This is a genomic window from Streptomyces sp. NPDC007875, from assembly GCF_042868035.1.
Taxonomy (GTDB): Bacteria; Actinomycetota; Actinomycetes; order Streptomycetales; family Streptomycetaceae; genus Streptomyces; species Streptomyces antimycoticus.
This window is the reverse complement of sequence record NZ_JBIADZ010000046.1, coordinates 1-16,378: the sequence shown is the minus strand read 5'-3', so window position 1 is coordinate 16,378 and position 16,378 is coordinate 1. Positions and strand designations below refer to the sequence as shown.

9 protein-coding genes are annotated in these 16,378 nt (G+C 70.4%); 5 read left to right on the top strand and 4 right to left on the bottom strand.

The window, feature by feature from the left end; translation table 11 throughout:
* Positions 1–729 carry a succinate dehydrogenase gene (locus ACFYOY_RS45680; RefSeq protein WP_351903553.1) on the bottom strand — a complete coding sequence of 243 codons (729 nt, stop codon included), beginning with the start codon at positions 727–729 and terminating at the stop codon, positions 1–3.
* Between the two features lie 135 nt (positions 730–864).
* Positions 865–1,446: a helix-turn-helix domain-containing protein gene (locus ACFYOY_RS45675; RefSeq protein ID WP_351903550.1), complete on the bottom strand. Its 582-nt coding sequence runs from the start codon at positions 1,444–1,446 to the stop codon at positions 865–867.
* A gap of 159 nt (positions 1,447–1,605) precedes the next feature.
* Between ACFYOY_RS45675 and ACFYOY_RS45670 the strand changes: the two genes are divergently transcribed.
* Positions 1,606–3,432 carry an NAD(P)/FAD-dependent oxidoreductase gene (locus ACFYOY_RS45670; protein ID WP_351903547.1) on the top strand — a complete coding sequence of 609 codons (1,827 nt, stop codon included), beginning with the start codon at positions 1,606–1,608 and terminating at the stop codon, positions 3,430–3,432.
* Positions 3,433–3,467: 35 nt separating this feature from the next.
* Positions 3,468–5,093 carry a hypothetical protein gene (locus tag ACFYOY_RS45665; RefSeq protein ID WP_388593823.1) on the top strand — a complete coding sequence of 542 codons (1,626 nt, stop codon included), beginning with the start codon at positions 3,468–3,470 and terminating at the stop codon, positions 5,091–5,093.
* Between the two features lie 35 nt (positions 5,094–5,128).
* Here ACFYOY_RS45665 and ACFYOY_RS45660 read toward each other — a convergent pair whose 3' ends face one another.
* The gene (locus ACFYOY_RS45660) at positions 5,129–6,091 is read right to left on the bottom strand and encodes an alcohol dehydrogenase catalytic domain-containing protein (protein ID WP_351903541.1); all 963 of its coding nucleotides are present in this window, start codon (positions 6,089–6,091) and stop codon (positions 5,129–5,131) included.
* A gap of 191 nt (positions 6,092–6,282) precedes the next feature.
* Between ACFYOY_RS45660 and ACFYOY_RS45655 the strand changes: the two genes are divergently transcribed.
* Positions 6,283–6,912 (top strand): malonic semialdehyde reductase, encoded by a 630-nt coding sequence (locus tag ACFYOY_RS45655; RefSeq protein WP_014058407.1) that lies wholly within the window; start codon positions 6,283–6,285, stop codon positions 6,910–6,912.
* A gap of 587 nt (positions 6,913–7,499) precedes the next feature.
* On the top strand, positions 7,500–10,373 hold the full coding sequence (locus ACFYOY_RS45650; protein ID WP_388593819.1) for an AAA family ATPase: 2,874 nt from the start codon (positions 7,500–7,502) through the stop codon (positions 10,371–10,373).
* 5 nt (positions 10,374–10,378) lie between these two features.
* On the opposite strand, the gene ACFYOY_RS45645 is transcribed toward ACFYOY_RS45650, so the two are convergent.
* On the bottom strand, positions 10,379–12,037 hold the full coding sequence (locus ACFYOY_RS45645; protein WP_351903534.1) for a bifunctional 3-(3-hydroxy-phenyl)propionate/3-hydroxycinnamic acid hydroxylase: 1,659 nt from the start codon (positions 12,035–12,037) through the stop codon (positions 10,379–10,381).
* 223 nt (positions 12,038–12,260) lie between these two features.
* Between ACFYOY_RS45645 and ACFYOY_RS45640 the strand changes: the two genes are divergently transcribed.
* Positions 12,261–16,378 (top strand): beta-ketoacyl synthase N-terminal-like domain-containing protein (locus tag ACFYOY_RS45640; protein ID WP_388593816.1); only part of this gene is annotated, 4,118 nt, incomplete at its 3' end.

Genomic DNA, 16,378 nt, shown 5'->3' with positions numbered 1-16,378 from the left:
TCAGCTCACCACTCCGGTCATGACACCGACGGGTATCGAGATGAACCCGGCGGTGAGAACGATCGCCAGCCCATTGGCAGTGGCCTTGAGGGCACGGTCACGGGTACGGCTGCCCGCGCCGAGGGTCTGCGCGGCGCTCCAGAAGCCGTGCTGGACGTGCATGCCCATGGCCAGCATCGCCACGATGTAGATGACGTTCCCGTACCAGGTGGAGAAGGTGTCCACCACGTTCTGGTACGGATGGCCCTCCTGGAATCCGCCACTGTGCGTGGTGCCGGTGGTGAGGTCCAGGATGTGCCACACGATGAACAGGGCCAGGATCACCCCGCCCCAGCGCATGGTCCGGGTGGCATAGCTCATCCGTGGCTTGGCGTGGACGTAGCTCTGCGGGCGGGCCTTGATGTCGCGCCTGCTCAGCTGGTAAGCGGAAACACCGTGCAGGATCACCGCTGCGACGAGGACGATACGGGCGATCCACAGGCCCCACTGATGGTGCAGGACGGGCGCCCCCATGACGCGCAGCCAGTGTCCGTAGCCGTTGAACTCCCCGGGACCGAAGAAGATCTTCATGTTCCCGAGCAGGTGAGCGCAGAGGTAACCGATCATGATCAGACCGGTCACGCCCATGACGATCTTCTTGCCGAGCGTCGATTGCCAGAATGTGAGCGCCATGGACGGCCGTCGCTCCGCCCGCGTCGGACGCTGCTCCGGCCGCGTTGTCAATGCCATGAACACGACGGTAGAACCGGGCGGGTCGAAAGGGCCAAGATATGATTCTGATCATCTCGATAGCCAGTGCCTATCGAGAGTCGTTCAGATCCGGCCACGCTTGGCCCAGCCGTCCCCCCGGCCGGGGAAAAACGGTCAGCGGAAGCCCTCGCGGGTGATGCCGATGGCCTGCCGGAGCAGGTCCACGACATCGTGCTCACGGCGTTCGAGAGCCGTCTGTCCGACGACGCGGAAGGTGGCGAGAAGGGTCGCGGCGAGGACCTGGGCCCGCAGCGGGGTGTCCGGTCCGGCGGGAAGGCGCTCTTCGGCGGCCTCGGCGAGATCGCGCTCGGCGGCGGCGTAGGTGGCGACCAGCTCCGGGAGCAGCGCCGGATGCAGGCGCAGGGTCCGGTAGTGCTCCTCCTGCGCCGGGTCGTCGGTGAACTCGGTGGAGTGCTGCTCGGCGGCGCGGATCACCGCCGTCATCAGGGATTCCCCCGCCGGGCGGGCGCGGATCAGCTCGACCAGCCGGACCGTGCGCGCCCTGTCGTGATGCAGCAGCGCCTGTTCCTTGCTGGCGAAGTAATTGGAGAAGGTGCGCCGGGAGACGGTGGCGGCATCGGCGATGGCCTCCACCGTGAGGTGCTCGACGCCGTGCTCGGCGGCGAGGCGCACGGCGGCATCGTGCAGCGACTGGCGGGTCGCCGCCTTCTTGCGCTCGCGCAGGCCGGTAGTCATCGCCGGTGAGCATACGCGAGAAGGCCGATTCTTGCCCACTGGGAAACCTTGCGCAGTGGGAACGTTTTCTGTGAGGCTGAGCCCGCGCCGCCGATCAACGGACCCTTGCGGCGCCCGAGCCCCGCAGACCTTCCGACGCCAGAGGCACGAGGACCCCCTATGTCCACCCCCCACCATCCGCCCACCGCCGCCCCCTCCATGGACGCCGACGAGCTGGGATTCGACCCGGACGCCCTGCGGGCGAAGTACCGGGCCGAGCGTGACCGCCGGATCCGCCCCGACGGCAGGAAGCAGTACCGGCGCATCGCCGGCGACTTCGGCTCCTACGCCCAGGACCCGTACGTGGAACCGGAGTTCACCCGGGAGCCACTGCACGACCGCGTCGAGGTCCTGATCATCGGGGGCGGATTCGGCGGTCTGCTCGCCGGTGCGCGGCTGCGACAGGCGGGTGTGCGGGAGATCCGCATGATCGAACAGGGCGGGGACTTCGGCGGCACCTGGTACTGGAACCGCTATCCGGGTGTCCAGTGCGACATCGAGTCCTATGTCTATCTGCCCCTGCTCGAGGAGATCGGCTACGTACCGCAGTGGCGATACGCGCCGGGCGAGGAGATCAGACAGCACGCGCGGGCGATCGGGCGCCACTTCGACCTCTACCGCGATGTCTGCTTCCGGACCCAGGTGACCGAACTCCGCTGGGACGACGCCGGGTTGGAGTGGACCGTCCACACCGACCGGGACGACCGCATCCGGGCACGCCATGTGGTGATCTCCAGTGGAACACTCAGCCGGGCGAAGCTCCCCGGCATCCCCGGCATCGAGACCTTCAAGGGGCATGCGTTCCACACCAGCCGCTGGGACTACGACTACACCGGCGGCGACGCGAGCGGCGGACTGCACGGACTCGCCGACAAGCGCGTGGCCCTCATCGGCACCGGCGCCACCGCCATCCAGGTCGTGCCCCATCTGGGACGGGACGCCGAGCACCTGTATGTGTTCCAGCGCACGCCGTCCTCGGTCGATGTGCGCGGCAACCGCCCCACCGATCCGGGGTGGGCCGCATCGCTGACGCCCGGCTGGCAGCGGCGCCGCAGGGACAACTTCCTCGCCGTCGTCACCGGCGGCCAGGCGGCCGAGGACCTGGTGAACGACGGTTGGACGAGCACCGCGCGGCTGCAGCAGAAGCTCATCCCGACCGACAGCTACGCGGGCCTGCCACCCCAGGAGCGCGAACGCCTCTACGAGATCGCCGACTTCCAGAAGATGAACGGGATCCGCGACCGAGTGGACTCCATCGTCGAGAACACCGCGACGGCCGAGGCCCTCAAGCCCTGGTACCGCTACATGTGCAAGCGCCCCACGTTCAGCGACAGCTATCTGGACACCTTCAACCGGCCCAACGTCACACTCGTGGACACGGCCGACCACGGGGGTGTCGAGCGCATCACCGAGAACGCCGTCGTGGTCGGCGGGGTCGAGTACGAGGTCGACTGCGTCATCTTCGCCACCGGCTTCGAGGTCGGCGTCTCCGGCGTCACCTCCGGACTCCTCCCGGTGCACGGCCGGGGCGGTGTCACCCTGACCGAAGCCTGGAGCGACGGACCGAAGACACTGCATGGCTTCTACAGCCACGGCTTCCCGAACCTCTTCCAGCTCGGCCCGCTGCAGAACGCCAGCGCCGTCAACTATGTGCACATCCTCGACGAGCAGGCGATCCATGTCGCCGAGGTGCTCGCCGAGGCGCGCAAGCGCCGGGCCCGGTATGTCGAGCCGACCGCCGAGGCCGAGGCGGCCTGGCGCGCCACGATCCGTGAGAAGGCGGCGGACCTGTACGCCTTCCAAGCCGAGTGCACCCCCGGCTACTACAACAACGAGGGCATGCCCAGGGAGCGCAGCGAATCCTTCGGCGACGGGCCGATCGCCTTCCATGACCTGCTCAGGCGCTGGCGCGCGGACGGCGGCATGAACGACGTGCTGGTGGTCTGACACCGATGGATGTCACCTACCCCCAAGGAGCGACGATGCACCCCAGCCGGTTCGACGGCACCGGCCGCGGCCAGGCCACGAGCGACCGCATGGAGGTGCGTCGACTCACCAGGGCGAACCGGCTGTGGGGTTCCAACGGCGTCACGTTCGGCCCCGACGGGCGGCTGTACGTGGCGCAGTTCCTCGCCGGGCAGATCAGCGCTGTGGACCCCGCCTCGGGTGACGTCGAGGTGGTGGTGCCGCTCGACGGCCCGGTGGAGGCGCCGGACGACCTGGCCTTCGGGGCGGACGGCTCGATGTACATCGCCGATCTGACCCCCGGCCGGGTGTGGCGGCGCAGCCCGGAGGGCGCGTACACCCTCGTCTCCGACCAGGTGTCGGTGCCCAACGGCATCACCTGCGTCGGCGACCGCCTCTTCGTCAACGAGATGAAGATGAACGGCCGCCTGATGGAGCTGTTCCCCGGCGGCGGGGACCCCGCGGTGCTGACCGACGGGCTGGCCCTGGGCAACGCGATGCAGCTCGGCCCCGACGGCTGCCTGTACTACCCGCAGATGATGCGCAACCAGGTCTGGCGGATCCGGCCCGACGGCGGGGTGCCCGAGCTGGTCGCCGAGGAGGTGGACGACCCGGTCGCGGTGCGGTTCGACCGGGGCGGCGTGCTCGTCGTCCTGTCCCGTGGCGTGGCCGGTCTGGTGACCCGGATCGATCTGAACACCGGGGCCCGGACGGTCGTCGCCAGCGGCATCGTCGGGCTGGACAACGCCGCGTTCGACCACGAGAACCGGATGTTCGTCTCCAGCTTCGCCAGTGGCGGGATCGCGGAGATGCACACGGACGGCAGGACGCGGGTGGTGGTGCCGCAGGGGTTCGACGGGCCGTTCGGCATCACGGTCGACCTCGGTGGCACGGTGTACGCGGCCGATCACTTCCGCCTGGCGAGCCCGGACGTCTCCGGCTCCGGCTCCGGCTCCGGTGAGGACGGAGATGAGCCCGGTGTCGTCACCCACGAGCTGATGTACGCCGTGCACAATGTCACCGCCGACGACGGCCTGCTGCACCTCACCTCACAACTCGGCGATGTGCGCACCCACGACCCCGTCAACAAGACCACGCGAGTACGGGCCACCGGGCTGGACCAGCCCACCGGAATCGCCGTCGCGCCGGACGGCTCCCTGGTGGTCGCCGAGACCGGTGCGGGCCGTATTCTGCGCATCGACGACACCGACACCGTGAGCGTGCTCGCCCAGGGACTCGACCACCCCCTGGACGTCGCCTTCGACGGCGAACAGCGCTGCTACGTCAGCGACGACCGGCGCGGCGCGGTGCTCCGGCTGGAGGACGGCGAGGCGGTGGTCGTCGCGGACGGGCTCGGCGCACCGCAGGGCCTGGCCGCGAGCGGTGACGAGCTGTTCACGGTGGAGGTCGCGCACCGGCGGCTGCGGGCGATCTCGCCGGCCACGGGAGAGAGCAGGATCGACGCCGAGAACCTGGCGGTCGGCCTGCCGCCCGGGATCACGCGCACCGAACCCGAGCCGATTCCCGGAGTCCCCGGCCGCCCGCGCCAGTTCGCCGGGCTCGTCGTCGCCCCGGACGGAGCCCTCCTCGTATCGGCCAACGGGGAGGGGAGTGTGCTGCGTTTGACCGGGCCCGCCGAGTGAGGTTCGCCGCCGGGCGGCTGGGCCGGAGCCGCCGCTCAGGAGAGGTCGACCCACACCTTTCCCGCCGCGGTGTACGCCGCGGTGAACGCCTCCTGGACGTCCACCAGGGCATAGCCGTCGCTGACCACCGCCCCGAGCCGGGGTGGTGTCCGCGACTCCAGGGCGCTGACGGTCTGTGCGAAGTCCACCGGATGGTCGTAGATCATGCTGCCGATGAGGGTGATCTGTCCCGCCACCAGATCGCGGGGCGAGACCCCGAGAGGGGAGGTGTTCATCCCGATCAGAACGGCGGTGCCGGGTTTGGCGAGCCGTCGCAGCCCCTGCTCGATGACTCCGGGGGCGCCGGAGGTCTCGAAGAGACAGGGGAGCCCGTCCGCGTCCGGTGGCAGGGGCGTGGCACCCAGGGAACACGCGCGGTCGAGCCGGGCCTCGTTGGGCTCCTGGACGAACACCGTCACACCGTGGTCGACCAGTGCCTGACACAGCAGCAGGCCCTGGGAACCGGCCCCGATCACCAGGCAGCTCTGCCCCGGAGCGATGCCCGAGCGCCGCATCGCCGCCCGGGCCACGGTCGCGGGTTCCACACAGACCAGGTCCTCGAGCGGCAGCCGCGGGGCGACCGGCCAGACGAACGCGCCCGGCGCCACGACGTAGTCACTCAGCAGACCGGGAACGGTCAGTCCCACAGCGGCCCGGCCGGCGCAGGCCGACGTCCGCCCGGCCCGGCAGGGGGCGCAGGTCAGACAGCAGTAGTCCGGTTCGATGACCACGTCCTGGCCGGTGCGCAGACCGCTGACCGCACTGCCCAGCTCGACGATCCGCCCCGTCCCCTCGTGGCCCAGGATCCAGGGCAGACGCGGTGGCCGCCGATGTCCCGCGTGCACCGCGAGATCGGAGCCGCACAGCCCCGTGCCCCGCATACGGATCAGCACGTCCCCGGGGCCGCAGGACGGCTCCGGCACGGACACCACGGACAGCGCACCGGGCTCCGTCAGCACGGCGGCCCTCAAGGGAATGCCTGCTTTCCAGAAAGACGCGCCGCCAGCATCATGCCAAGAGCGTGCCACACATGATCCGCGCGGGATAGACCACATCACCGCCACACCTGACCAAGTCTCAGCCGCCGCACATCACCTACGCGTACGCTGTGGACGCGATTGCCAGACCGTGAGCAAGGAGTGGAACGGCCATGTCGGACAGCACCCTGGCCCCCGATATCGATCAGGCCCTGTACGCACTTTCCCCCGAGGGGCGGAAACTTCTCTTCACCGAGGCCAAGACGGCGTATGACTTCAGCGACAAGCCGGTGGGCGACGACCGTCTGCAGGCCATCTACGAACTGTTCAAATGGGCCCCGACCTCGGCGAATATCAATCCGCTGCGCATTGCGTACGTGCGTACCGAGGAAGGAAAGCAGCGGCTGCTGACCGGAGTGGCGCAGCCCAACCAGGAGCAGACCGCCTCGGCCCCGGTCACCGCGGTGCTCGCCGCGGACACCCGGTACCCGGAGTATGTGCCGTTCCTCGCGCCGTCCAACCCGCAGTTACAGCAGATGCTGGAGGCCAACCAGGAGCTGCGCGAGTCCCACATGGACTTCAACGCGGTACTCCAGGCAGGATACTTCGTGTTGGCCGTCCGCGCGGCGGGGCTCGCCGCCGGGCCGATGAAGGGCTTCAACGCCGCGGCGGTGGACAAGGAGTTCTTCCCCGATGGCCGGTGGCGGTCGATCCTGCTGGTCAACATCGGCTACCCGGGCGCCGAAGCCTACCGGGACCGGCTGCCGCGCCCTTCGTACGAACAGGCGGTACAGCTGGTCTGACAGCAGTGAGGTGATGTAAGGCGCACACACCCAGGGGATCAGGCCACTTCATACGCGGTGACCTGATCCCTCTTCGCGTCGGGCGGCGATCCCCTCGCCGTGCCGGCCTCGTTCGGCGACGGTACGCCGAGCCACGTACGCGGGACCCCTCGAGGACCGTCGACTTTCGGCCCAATCACCGGCCCCCACCGCTCGTCCACACCGCCCGTACGGTGCCCTCCCGTAGGGACGAGGGGGACGCCGAGGCGGCCGAAAAGAGCGGCGTGATCGTTTCGTGATGTACGACTCACTCGCTTGACAGCGCAGCGCGCCGGGACCTACGCATAGGACCCGAGAGTGCCCCTATCCGATGCATGTCGCAGCCACACGCTGTTTACATGCTGTTGAAACATAAGACTCCGGTCCGGCTCGCGTATTCCCCTCACCCATTCTCTTCCCCGGTGGTACGCCGCGGGCATCGAGGGTGGGCGACGCGCTGGTGCCGCTGAGGAGTTCTGCCTGCTCGTCATGCGCTTTCGCGCGGACATGCCCTATGAGTGGCCGCGCGGATTGAGGAATTTCAGAAAGCTGGGGTGCCTGTGAGCTTGATGGAATGCCACGATTCCACGGCCGACGCCGGTCGGCCGGCGATCGGTTTCCGGAGGGACCAGGAGGGCCAGGGAAACGAGGGGGACCGCGGGCCCGGCGGCGGACCCCCCGACCTGGTCGAGCGCGACGACATCCTGGCCGGCCTGGGCGGGCTGCTCGCCGATGCCTCCGGGGGCAAGGGGCAGCTGGCCGTCGTGGACGGGCCGCTGGGCAGTGGCAAGAGCAGGCTGGTGCACGAGTTCCTCGAAACCCTTGAACCGGACGGCGCCTTGGTCCTGAGGGCGACCGCCTCGCTCCGGGAACACCTTCTGCCGTTCGGCGTGGTGACCCAGCTCTTCCACGGTATGACGATCCCGCCGCCCAGCCGGGACCGGGTACGCGCCCTGCTCACCTCGGCGATCGAACACACCGTCACCGACGGGGAGTTAGCGGGGGGCGGCTGGGAGGTCCAGGTCGTCGACGTCTTCCAGAAGCTCACCATGGAGTTGGCCCAGCTGGCCGAGACCACCCCCTTGGTGATCTGGGTCGACAACGCCCACTACCTGGACCCGCCCTCCCTGCACTTCCTCACCGGCATCGTCCCGTGGCTTCATTCCGCCCGCATCCTGGTGCTGCTCACCGATGACCACACGCTGCGGTGGCCGCGCTCGCCCCTGCTGGCCGGACTGCTTTCGCAGAGCCCCAACGCACACCGGATCCCCCTGAGCCTCCTGAGCCGCGGCGCGGTCGACGCCCTGGCCGTCCGGCTGCTCGGACCGCACATCGCCTCCCCCCGGCTGACCGCGGAGCTCCACCGCATCAGCGGCGGCAACCCCCTGGCCCTCCAGGCCCTGATCATCGATCAGCAGGCCGGGGGCGCATGCTATCCGGACGGCTACGGACGGGCACTGCTCGACCTCGTGACGCATTCCCGGCCGTCGATGCTGTCCGTGGTGCGCGCCCTCGCCGTACTCGGCGGTGCGGCGTCGGTGACGGACGTGGCCCGGCTGGCCGGGGTGGATGCCACAGTGACCAGCTGGGCCCTGCACGCCCTGGTCAGCGCCGGACTGCTCACCAAGAGCCATGCGTTCCGCCATCCGGTCGCCGCCACCGCCGTGCTGGACGACATGCCCGCCGACAGCCGGGCCGCACTGCACCGCGCGGCCGCCGACCTGCTGCACGAGGCGGGCGCGCCCGCGCTGACCGTGGCCGGGCAATTGATGAGTGCCGGGGACCCCCATGCGGACTGCGCCACCGAGGTGCTGGTGACGGCCTCCGACGAGGCGCTGGCGACCGGCGATGTGGGCACCGCGCTCGGCTGCCTGGACCTCGCCCAGCGCACCCGGACCGACGACCTCACCGCAGCGCGCATCCGCGCCCGGCTCAGCCGCCTGGAGTGGCAGCTGAAACCGCAGGTCGCCGTCCGTCATCTCCGCCCCCAGTTGCGCGACTTCACCGCGGGCCACCTGGATCGGCGGGCGGTCTCCGAACTGGTGCTCGGCCTGGCCAACGCCGGTGCGCTCAATGAGCTGACCGCCCTGCTGGACGCCCTGCGCACCCGGGCCCACCAGGGCGCCGGCCCCGGGACGGAGGACCTGCGCCCCCTGACGAACTGGGCGGCGATGGCGTACCCCCTCCACACCGGGCTGCGGAAACTGGCCCAGTCCGTCGCCGCGGCCACTCCCGAGGCCGCCCCCTGCCACGACCCCTGGCTGCCCTCGGCGATCACCCTGGCCGACGACCTGATCCGCGGACGCAACGATCAGCTGGTGCACCGCGCCGAACTGCTGCTGCGCACCTTCCACCTCGACCACGGCTCACTGTGGAACGCCGAGGCCGGAGCGCTCGCCCTGCGCGCGCTGCTCTACGCGGGTCGCCTGGACGAGGTCGTGGCCTGGTGCGAAAAGCTCGAGGCCGAGGCCGCCGCTCGCCACGCCGTCGCCTGGCAGGGGAAGTTCCTCGCCATCCGCGCCGAGGCCCACCTGCGGCAGGGAGACCTGATCTGCGCCCACGACCTGGCTGCCCGCGCCATGGCCCTCGTAGCGCCCCAGGGCTGGGGGATCGGCCTGGCCGGGGTGCTGGGCTGCGCCATCCTGGCCGCCACCCGGTCCGGCAGGCTGGAGCAGGCGGAGAAGTACGTGGCACAGCCGATACCCGAACCGGTCCTGCACAGCCGCCACGGCGCACACTATCTGCACGCCCGGGGTCACTACCGGCTGGCCACCCACCACCCACAGGCCGCGCTCGCGGACTTCCTCGCCTGCGGCAGATTCGCCGAGACCTGGAACGCGCCAGGCGCCGACGCGGTCTCATGGCGGACCAGCGCGGCCGAGGCATGGCTGGCGCAGGACGACCAGGACCAGGCCAAACGTCTGGTACGGGAACAGATAGCCCGGCTGTTCCCCGGCCCCTCCCGGGCCCGCGGGCTGTGCCTGCGCACCCTGGCAGCGGTCAGCCGGGTCACCCGCCGCCCGCAACTGCTCACCGAGGCGGTCGACATGCTCAAGGACAGTGGCGACGACTACGAACTGGCCCGTGCGCTGATCGACCTCAGCATCGCCTTCAAGGACACCGGGGACCAGCGCAACGCCCGCCGGGTGGCCCACCGCGCCTGGCATCTCGCGAAGCAGACCGGGGCCGAGCACCTGTGCCGGGAGGCCGCTCTCGACCCCATCGACCCCGAGGCCGAGCTGGCCGCGAAACAGCGCCAGGACGGGCTGTCCGCGCTCACCACGCAGGAGCGCAGGATCGCGCTACTGGCGGCCAAGGGCTATACCAACCGCGAGATCGCCGCCAAGCTCTACATCACCGCCAGCACGGTCGAGCAGCACCTCACCCGGGTGTTCCGTAAAGTCAACGTCAAGCGGCGGCAGGATCTCCCGCATTTCCTCTAGTCTTGTCACTCCAGCAGCCCGGACCTGAACTGGTCGACCAGCGCGGTGAGTTCACGGGAGGTGCGGGCCGCGCCGTAGATGTGGTGGTCCGGGCGCACCAGCAGGAACCGCGCCCGCGCCGCTCTCAGCAGCGGCAGATACACCTCGTCGACATCGACGACGGCGCCCGGTGCCGCCTCGGCGTCTCCCGCCACCATGCGCACCAGAGGTGTGCCGAGGCCGGTGAGGAAGGTGAGCTGCGACTCCTCCAGCGCGGCGGCCGGATCCGCCGACCCCAGCAGCACCGGACCGGTGCCCACCACCTCGTCGAACAGCCCGGTCGCGCCCTCATGCCGCACCCGGCCCTGCGGCATCACCTCCCCGGCCGGCGGCACCGGCGCCGTGCCGATCCCGGTGTACAGCAGGCCGGTCCGCAGTGGCGGACCCGCGCCGTGCTGCCTGCCCCGGCCGGTGTCCGCGCTCACGCCCGCCAGCAGCGAGGCGTCCCGGCTCGCGGCGGTGGCGGCGTCGGTCACACACAGCACCCTGCCCAGCCGTACCGAGGTGTCGATGGCCTCCCGCACATGGTCGATGCGCTCACGCGGATAGGTGTCCAGCAGCCCCTCACCGGCGGCGCCCCGCAGCACCAGGTCCAGTTTCCAGGACAGATTGAGCACATCCCGGATGCCCGCGCACATACCCTGCCCGGTGAACGGCGGCATCAGATGGGCGGCGTCCCCGGCCAGCAGCACCCGCCCCCGCCGCCATTCGTCGGCCCAGGCCGCCTGGAAGCTGTAGACGGTGTGCCGCTGCAGCGTGGCGTTCTCCGGGGTGACATCGAAGCGTTCCAGCAGGCGCCAGGCCGTCTCCGCCCGGTTCAGCTCGGCCACGCTCTCCCCGGGCAGCCGCATGAACTCCCAGCGCCGGCGCCCCGGTCCGCTGCCCACCGCCGTCGTCGGCCGGTCCGGATCGCAGTGCTGCACATTGAGCGGGGAGAACTCCCGATGTTCATGGAGCACCACATCGCACAGCAGCCAGTCGAAGGAGAAGCCGAGATCCGTGGTGCGCACCCCGATGTGGTCACGGACGAAGCTGTTCGCCCCATCGCAACCGACCACCCAGGAGGCGGCGCACCGCAGCCGCCTACCCGCCGTATCCGTCGCCGTGAGCTCGACCCCGGTGCCATGGTCCACCAGGTCCGTCGCGCCGTAACCGCGCAGCACCCGCAGATTGGGCAGCCGCTCGGCGCGGGCACACAGCACCGCCTCCAGCGCCGGCTGGTGCATCGTGGTCGTCTCCGGCCAGCCGTGCACACCCCGCTCGGCGAGCTGGACCCGCAGCAGGGACCTGCCCTCGGCGTTGCGCCAGTCGTAGGCGTCGGCCGGCAGCCCGATCTCCGCGAACGAACCGGCCACCCCCAGCGACGCCAGGGTCCGGGCCGTCTCACCGTCGAAGCTGGTCGCCCGGGGCAGCGTGTACGGGTTCTCCCACCGCTCCACGACCAGCACGCGCCAGCCTCGGGTGGCCAGCAGGATGGACAGCGCCTGACCGATGGGTCCGTAGCCGACGATGAGCACGTCTGCTTCCGGCCTGTCTGCTTCTGGTGTGTCCGCTTCCGGCACGTCCGTTTCCGGCGTGTCTTCTTCGGGCGTGTCCGGCCCCCGCCCAGAGCCCGCAGGGCGCATCCGCCCCTCCCTCCTCCGGTGCGGTGAACCTATCAGCGGGTGCCGCGCGGACTACGGGGAGCGGCCGAACCGACCACGGATAAGGGGGGCTTGGCGATCACCAAGTAAGGGGGGATGAGGGGGGTGAATCAGGGGATTCTTCTAGTTTTCCGGTGTGAAGCTGGAGTGGGTGAAGCCGCTGACGCATTACCTGCAACCCTGACCGCAGGGAGGGGAGAGGTGCATGCTGCGCACCGAACTGATCCGCCCGATCCAGGACCTCCTCACCGAGCAGAGCCGCCGCTTCGGCGACAAAACCGCCTACATCGACGCTCGTCGCGCCATCAGTTACGCCGAACTGGAGGTGCGCACCCGTCGGCTCGCCGGCCATCTGGCCGGACTGAGTCTGCTGCCGGGTGACCGCGTGGCCATGTACCTCGGCAATCGCGTCGAGATGGTGGAGAGCTACTTCGCCGTCGTCCGCGCCGGTGGCATCGGCGTCCCGGTCAATCCGCATGTCTCCCAGGCCGAACTGGAGCATCTGCTCGCCGCCAGCGGTAGCCAGGTCGTCATCACCGACACCGCCCACCTACCGTTACTGCGCCGGTTGTCACCCGGGGCGAGTCCGCCGACCGTGCTGGTCGTGGGGGAGGATCCGGTCCCCCCGGGCTGTCTGTCCTACGAGCGGTTCGCCACCAGCGAGCCGGGCACACCGGCTCGCGACGACCACGGGCTCGACGACATCGCCTGGATGCTCTTCACCTCCGGCACCACCAGCAAGCCCAAGGGCGTGCTCGCCACCCAGCGCAACTGCCTCTGGTCGGTGGCCGCGTCGTACGTACCCGCGCTCGGCCTCACCGCCGAGGACCGTGTGCTCTGGCCGCTGCCCCTGTTCCACAGCCTCTCCCACATCGTGTGCGTGCTGGCCGTGACGGCTGTCGGAGCGACCGCCCGGATCACCGACGGACACTCCGCCGAGGACGTGCTGGAGCAGTGGGGCCGGGAGCGCTCCACGGTCATCGCCGGTGTCCCCACGCTGTACCACTTCCTCGTCCGCGCCTCCAAGGCGCCCGGGTTCACCGCCCCGGAGCTGCGGGTGGGCCTGGTCGGCGGCGCCGTGACCACCGCGGCGCTGCGGCGTTCGGTCGAGGACGCCTTCGGGGCCCCGCTCATCGACGCGTACGGCAGCACCGAGACCTCGGGTTCGATCGCCATCAACTGGCCGACCGGAGCCCGGGTCGAGGGCTCCTGCGGACTCCCCGTCCCCGGCCTCGCCCTGCGGGTGGTCGACCACCGCACCGGCCTCGACGTGCCCGACGGGACCGAGGGCGAGGTGTGGGTCCGCGGCCCGAACATCATGGCCGGCTACCACAACCAGCCCGAAGCCACCGCCGAGGCGCTGCGAGACGGCTGGTTCCACACCGGCGACCTCGCCCGCCGCGACCGGGACGGCTATCTGACGGTCACCGGGCGGCTCAAGGAACTCATCATCCGCGCCGGGGAGAACATCCACCCCGTCGAGGTGGAGGACGTCCTGCGGACGGCGCCCGGCGTGGCCGACGCCGCCGTGGTCGGCAAGCCGCACGAGGTGTTCGGCGAAGTCCCCGTGGCCTTCATCATCCCGGCGCCCGGTGGCTTCGACCCGGCCCAGGCGCTCGCCCTGTGCCGGGAGAGGCTGTCGTACTTCAAGGTCCCCGAGGAGCTGTACGAGATCGCGCGGATCCCGCGCACCGCGACCGGCAAGGTCACCCGGCACCGGCTGCTGGACGGCCCGGCACGGCTGCGCGCGGTCGGCAACGCCTACCATGACGCGCTCTTCCGCACGAACTGGATCCCCCAGCCGACCGCACCCCAGCCCCGGCCCGGCCGTTGGGCCCTGCTCGGACAGCCCGATGCCGGGCTTGTCGGCCTGTTGCGGGCCACCGGCACCGAGCCGGCCGGGCACATCGACACGGATGGGCTGAGAACGGCGGTGGCCGCAGGAAGCAGCCCCCTGCCTGCCGTGGCCCTGCTACCGGCTCCCGTGGATACCGGGGCCGACACCACTGCTCAGGGCTCCGGGCACGCCACCGCGACCGAGGTGGTTCTGAGGGAAGTCGAGACGTGGCTGGCCGCCGCCGAATTGTCCGATGCGCTGCTGGTGGTGGTGACCCACAGTGCCGTGGCCACCACCACGGGCGAGGACGTGCGGAATCCGGAACAGGCCGCGCTGTGGGGGCTGGTGCGCTCCGTGCAGGCCGCTCATCCCGGCCGTATCGCCATCGTCGACCTCGATGAGCCGGATGACGAGGCGTCCCTCTGCGCTCTGTTGGCGACGGTGTCTTCGGGCGAGCCACAAAGCGCGGTGCGCTCTGGCGTGGTGCTGCTGCCACGGCTCGAACGCGTGGCACTGGACGCGGGCTTGGGAGTGGGGCCGGACATGTGTGTGGGCCTGGGCGTGGGTCTGGAGGCCGAGCGGGAGACCTCCGTGGCCTTCGACCCGCACGGCACCGTGGTCGTCACCGGAGTGGACACCCGGCGCGGCGCCGCCATCGCCCGGCACCTGGTGGCCGGTTACGGCGTCCGCCGGCTGCTGCTGATCGCCCCACCAGGGCAGGGTGGCCGAGCCGCTGAGCTGTGCGCCCAGCTCACCGACGCCGGGGCCGATGTGCGGCTCGTCGAATGCGACCTGGACAACCGCACGAAACTGAGGCGGGCACTGGCCAAGGCGGGCAGCCCCTTGAGTGTGGTCGTGCACGCCTGGGAGGCCGTGGACGAGCCGTCCGACGCTCGCGTGGCCGCCGAGGCCAGAACGCTGCACGAGCTCACCCGGAACGCCGATCTCACCGCGTTCGTATTGTCCTCCTCGACCAAGGGGCTGCTGGGCGCGGCAGGAGAGACCACCGAGGCAGCCTCCGCCGCCTTTCTCGACGCCTACGCCCAGCATCTGCGCATGCGGGGGGTACCGGCCCAGTCCATCGCCTGGGGGCCGTGGGAGGGGGAGACCGACGAGACGACCGGTGTCCTGAACCCGCAGCAGGCGCTCGCGGCGCTGGACGCCGCCCTTGCCGTGGACCAGGCCCAACTCGTCGCCATGAAGCTTGACTCGACGGCGGTGCCCACCGGGACGTCCTCCCCGCTGCTGCAGGACCTGATCGACGTCCCGGCCCGTACCGCCACCGTGGACGAGGCCGTCGCGGTCGCCCTGCGGGAGCGGCTGACGGATGCGCACGAAGCCGACCGGGACCGGCTGCTCACCGATCTCGTCCGCGCACACCTCGCCGACCTGCTGGGCCTCGCCGACAAGCAGGCCGTCGAGCCCGAGCGGGCCTTCACCGACCTCGGCCTGACCTCGATCACCGTGGTGGAGCTGCGCAACCGGCTGAGCGAGGCCACCGGGCTCCGCCTGCCCGCCACCTCCGCCTTCGACCACCCCACACCGCTGGCGTTGGGGAGCATGCTGCGGCGGGAGCTGCTCGGCGGCGGTACGGCAGTGGCATCGGGGCCGCCGACTGCTGCGGTTCCGGATCCGGCTCCTGCTTCGGCCGTGGTCGCGGGCTCTGGCGCGGGCGACGAGCCGATCGCGATTGTGGGGATGGCGTGCCGGTTGCCGGGTGGGGTCGGCTCGCCGGAGGAGCTGTGGGAGCTGGTTCTGGCAGGGCGTGAGGGGATCGGGGAATTCCCGGCGGATCGGGGGTGGGATCTGGAGAGCCTCTTCGACCCGGATCCGGATCACGCGGGGACGAGCTATACGCGTCGGGGCGGATTTCTCTATGACGCCGGGGAGTTCGACGCGGATTTCTTCGGGATCTCGCCGCGTGAGGCGCTGGCGATGGATCCGCAGCAGAGGTTGCTGCTGGAGACGTCGTGGGAGGCGTTGGAGCGGGCCGGAATCGATCCTGGCTCGTTACGAGGCCAGGACGTAGGTGTCTTCGCCGGGATGATGCATCAGAACTACGGAGTCGGCTCCACCGAAGGAGCGGACACAGCGGCCGGTCTGGAAGGCCACCTGATGACCGGCACCTCGGCGAGCGTGCTGTCGGGTCGGGTGTCGTATGTGCTGGGGTTCGAGGGTCCTGCGGTGACGGTGGATACGGCGTGTTCGTCGTCGTTGGTGGCGTTGCATTTGGCGGCGCAGGCGTTGCGGTCGGGGGAGTGCTCGATGGCGCTGGCCGGTGGGGTGACGGTGATGGCCGGGCCGGACGCTTTTGTGGAGTTCTCCCGTCAGCGCGGGCTTGCTGTCGATGGGCGGTGCAAGTCGTTTGCGGCGTCGGCGGATGGGACGGGTTGGGCCGAGGGTGTGGGTGTGCTGGTGGTGGAGCGGTTGTCTGATGCGGAGCGTCTTGGGCATCGGGTGTTGGCGGTGGTGCGGGGTTCGGCGGT

Coding starts and splice junctions, on each gene's coding strand:
- ACFYOY_RS45680 (WP_351903553.1), bottom strand. CDS start 729: ATGGCATTGACAACGCGGCCGGAGCAGCGTCCGACGCGGGCGGAGCGA.
- ACFYOY_RS45675 (WP_351903550.1), bottom strand. CDS start 1,446: ATGACTACCGGCCTGCGCGAGCGCAAGAAGGCGGCGACCCGCCAGTCG.
- ACFYOY_RS45670 (WP_351903547.1), top strand. CDS start 1,606: ATGTCCACCCCCCACCATCCGCCCACCGCCGCCCCCTCCATGGACGCC.
- ACFYOY_RS45665 (WP_388593823.1), top strand. CDS start 3,468: ATGCACCCCAGCCGGTTCGACGGCACCGGCCGCGGCCAGGCCACGAGC.
- ACFYOY_RS45655 (WP_014058407.1), top strand. CDS start 6,283: ATGTCGGACAGCACCCTGGCCCCCGATATCGATCAGGCCCTGTACGCA.
- ACFYOY_RS45650 (WP_388593819.1), top strand. CDS start 7,500: ATGGAATGCCACGATTCCACGGCCGACGCCGGTCGGCCGGCGATCGGT.
- ACFYOY_RS45645 (WP_351903534.1), bottom strand. CDS start 12,037: ATGCGCCCTGCGGGCTCTGGGCGGGGGCCGGACACGCCCGAAGAAGAC.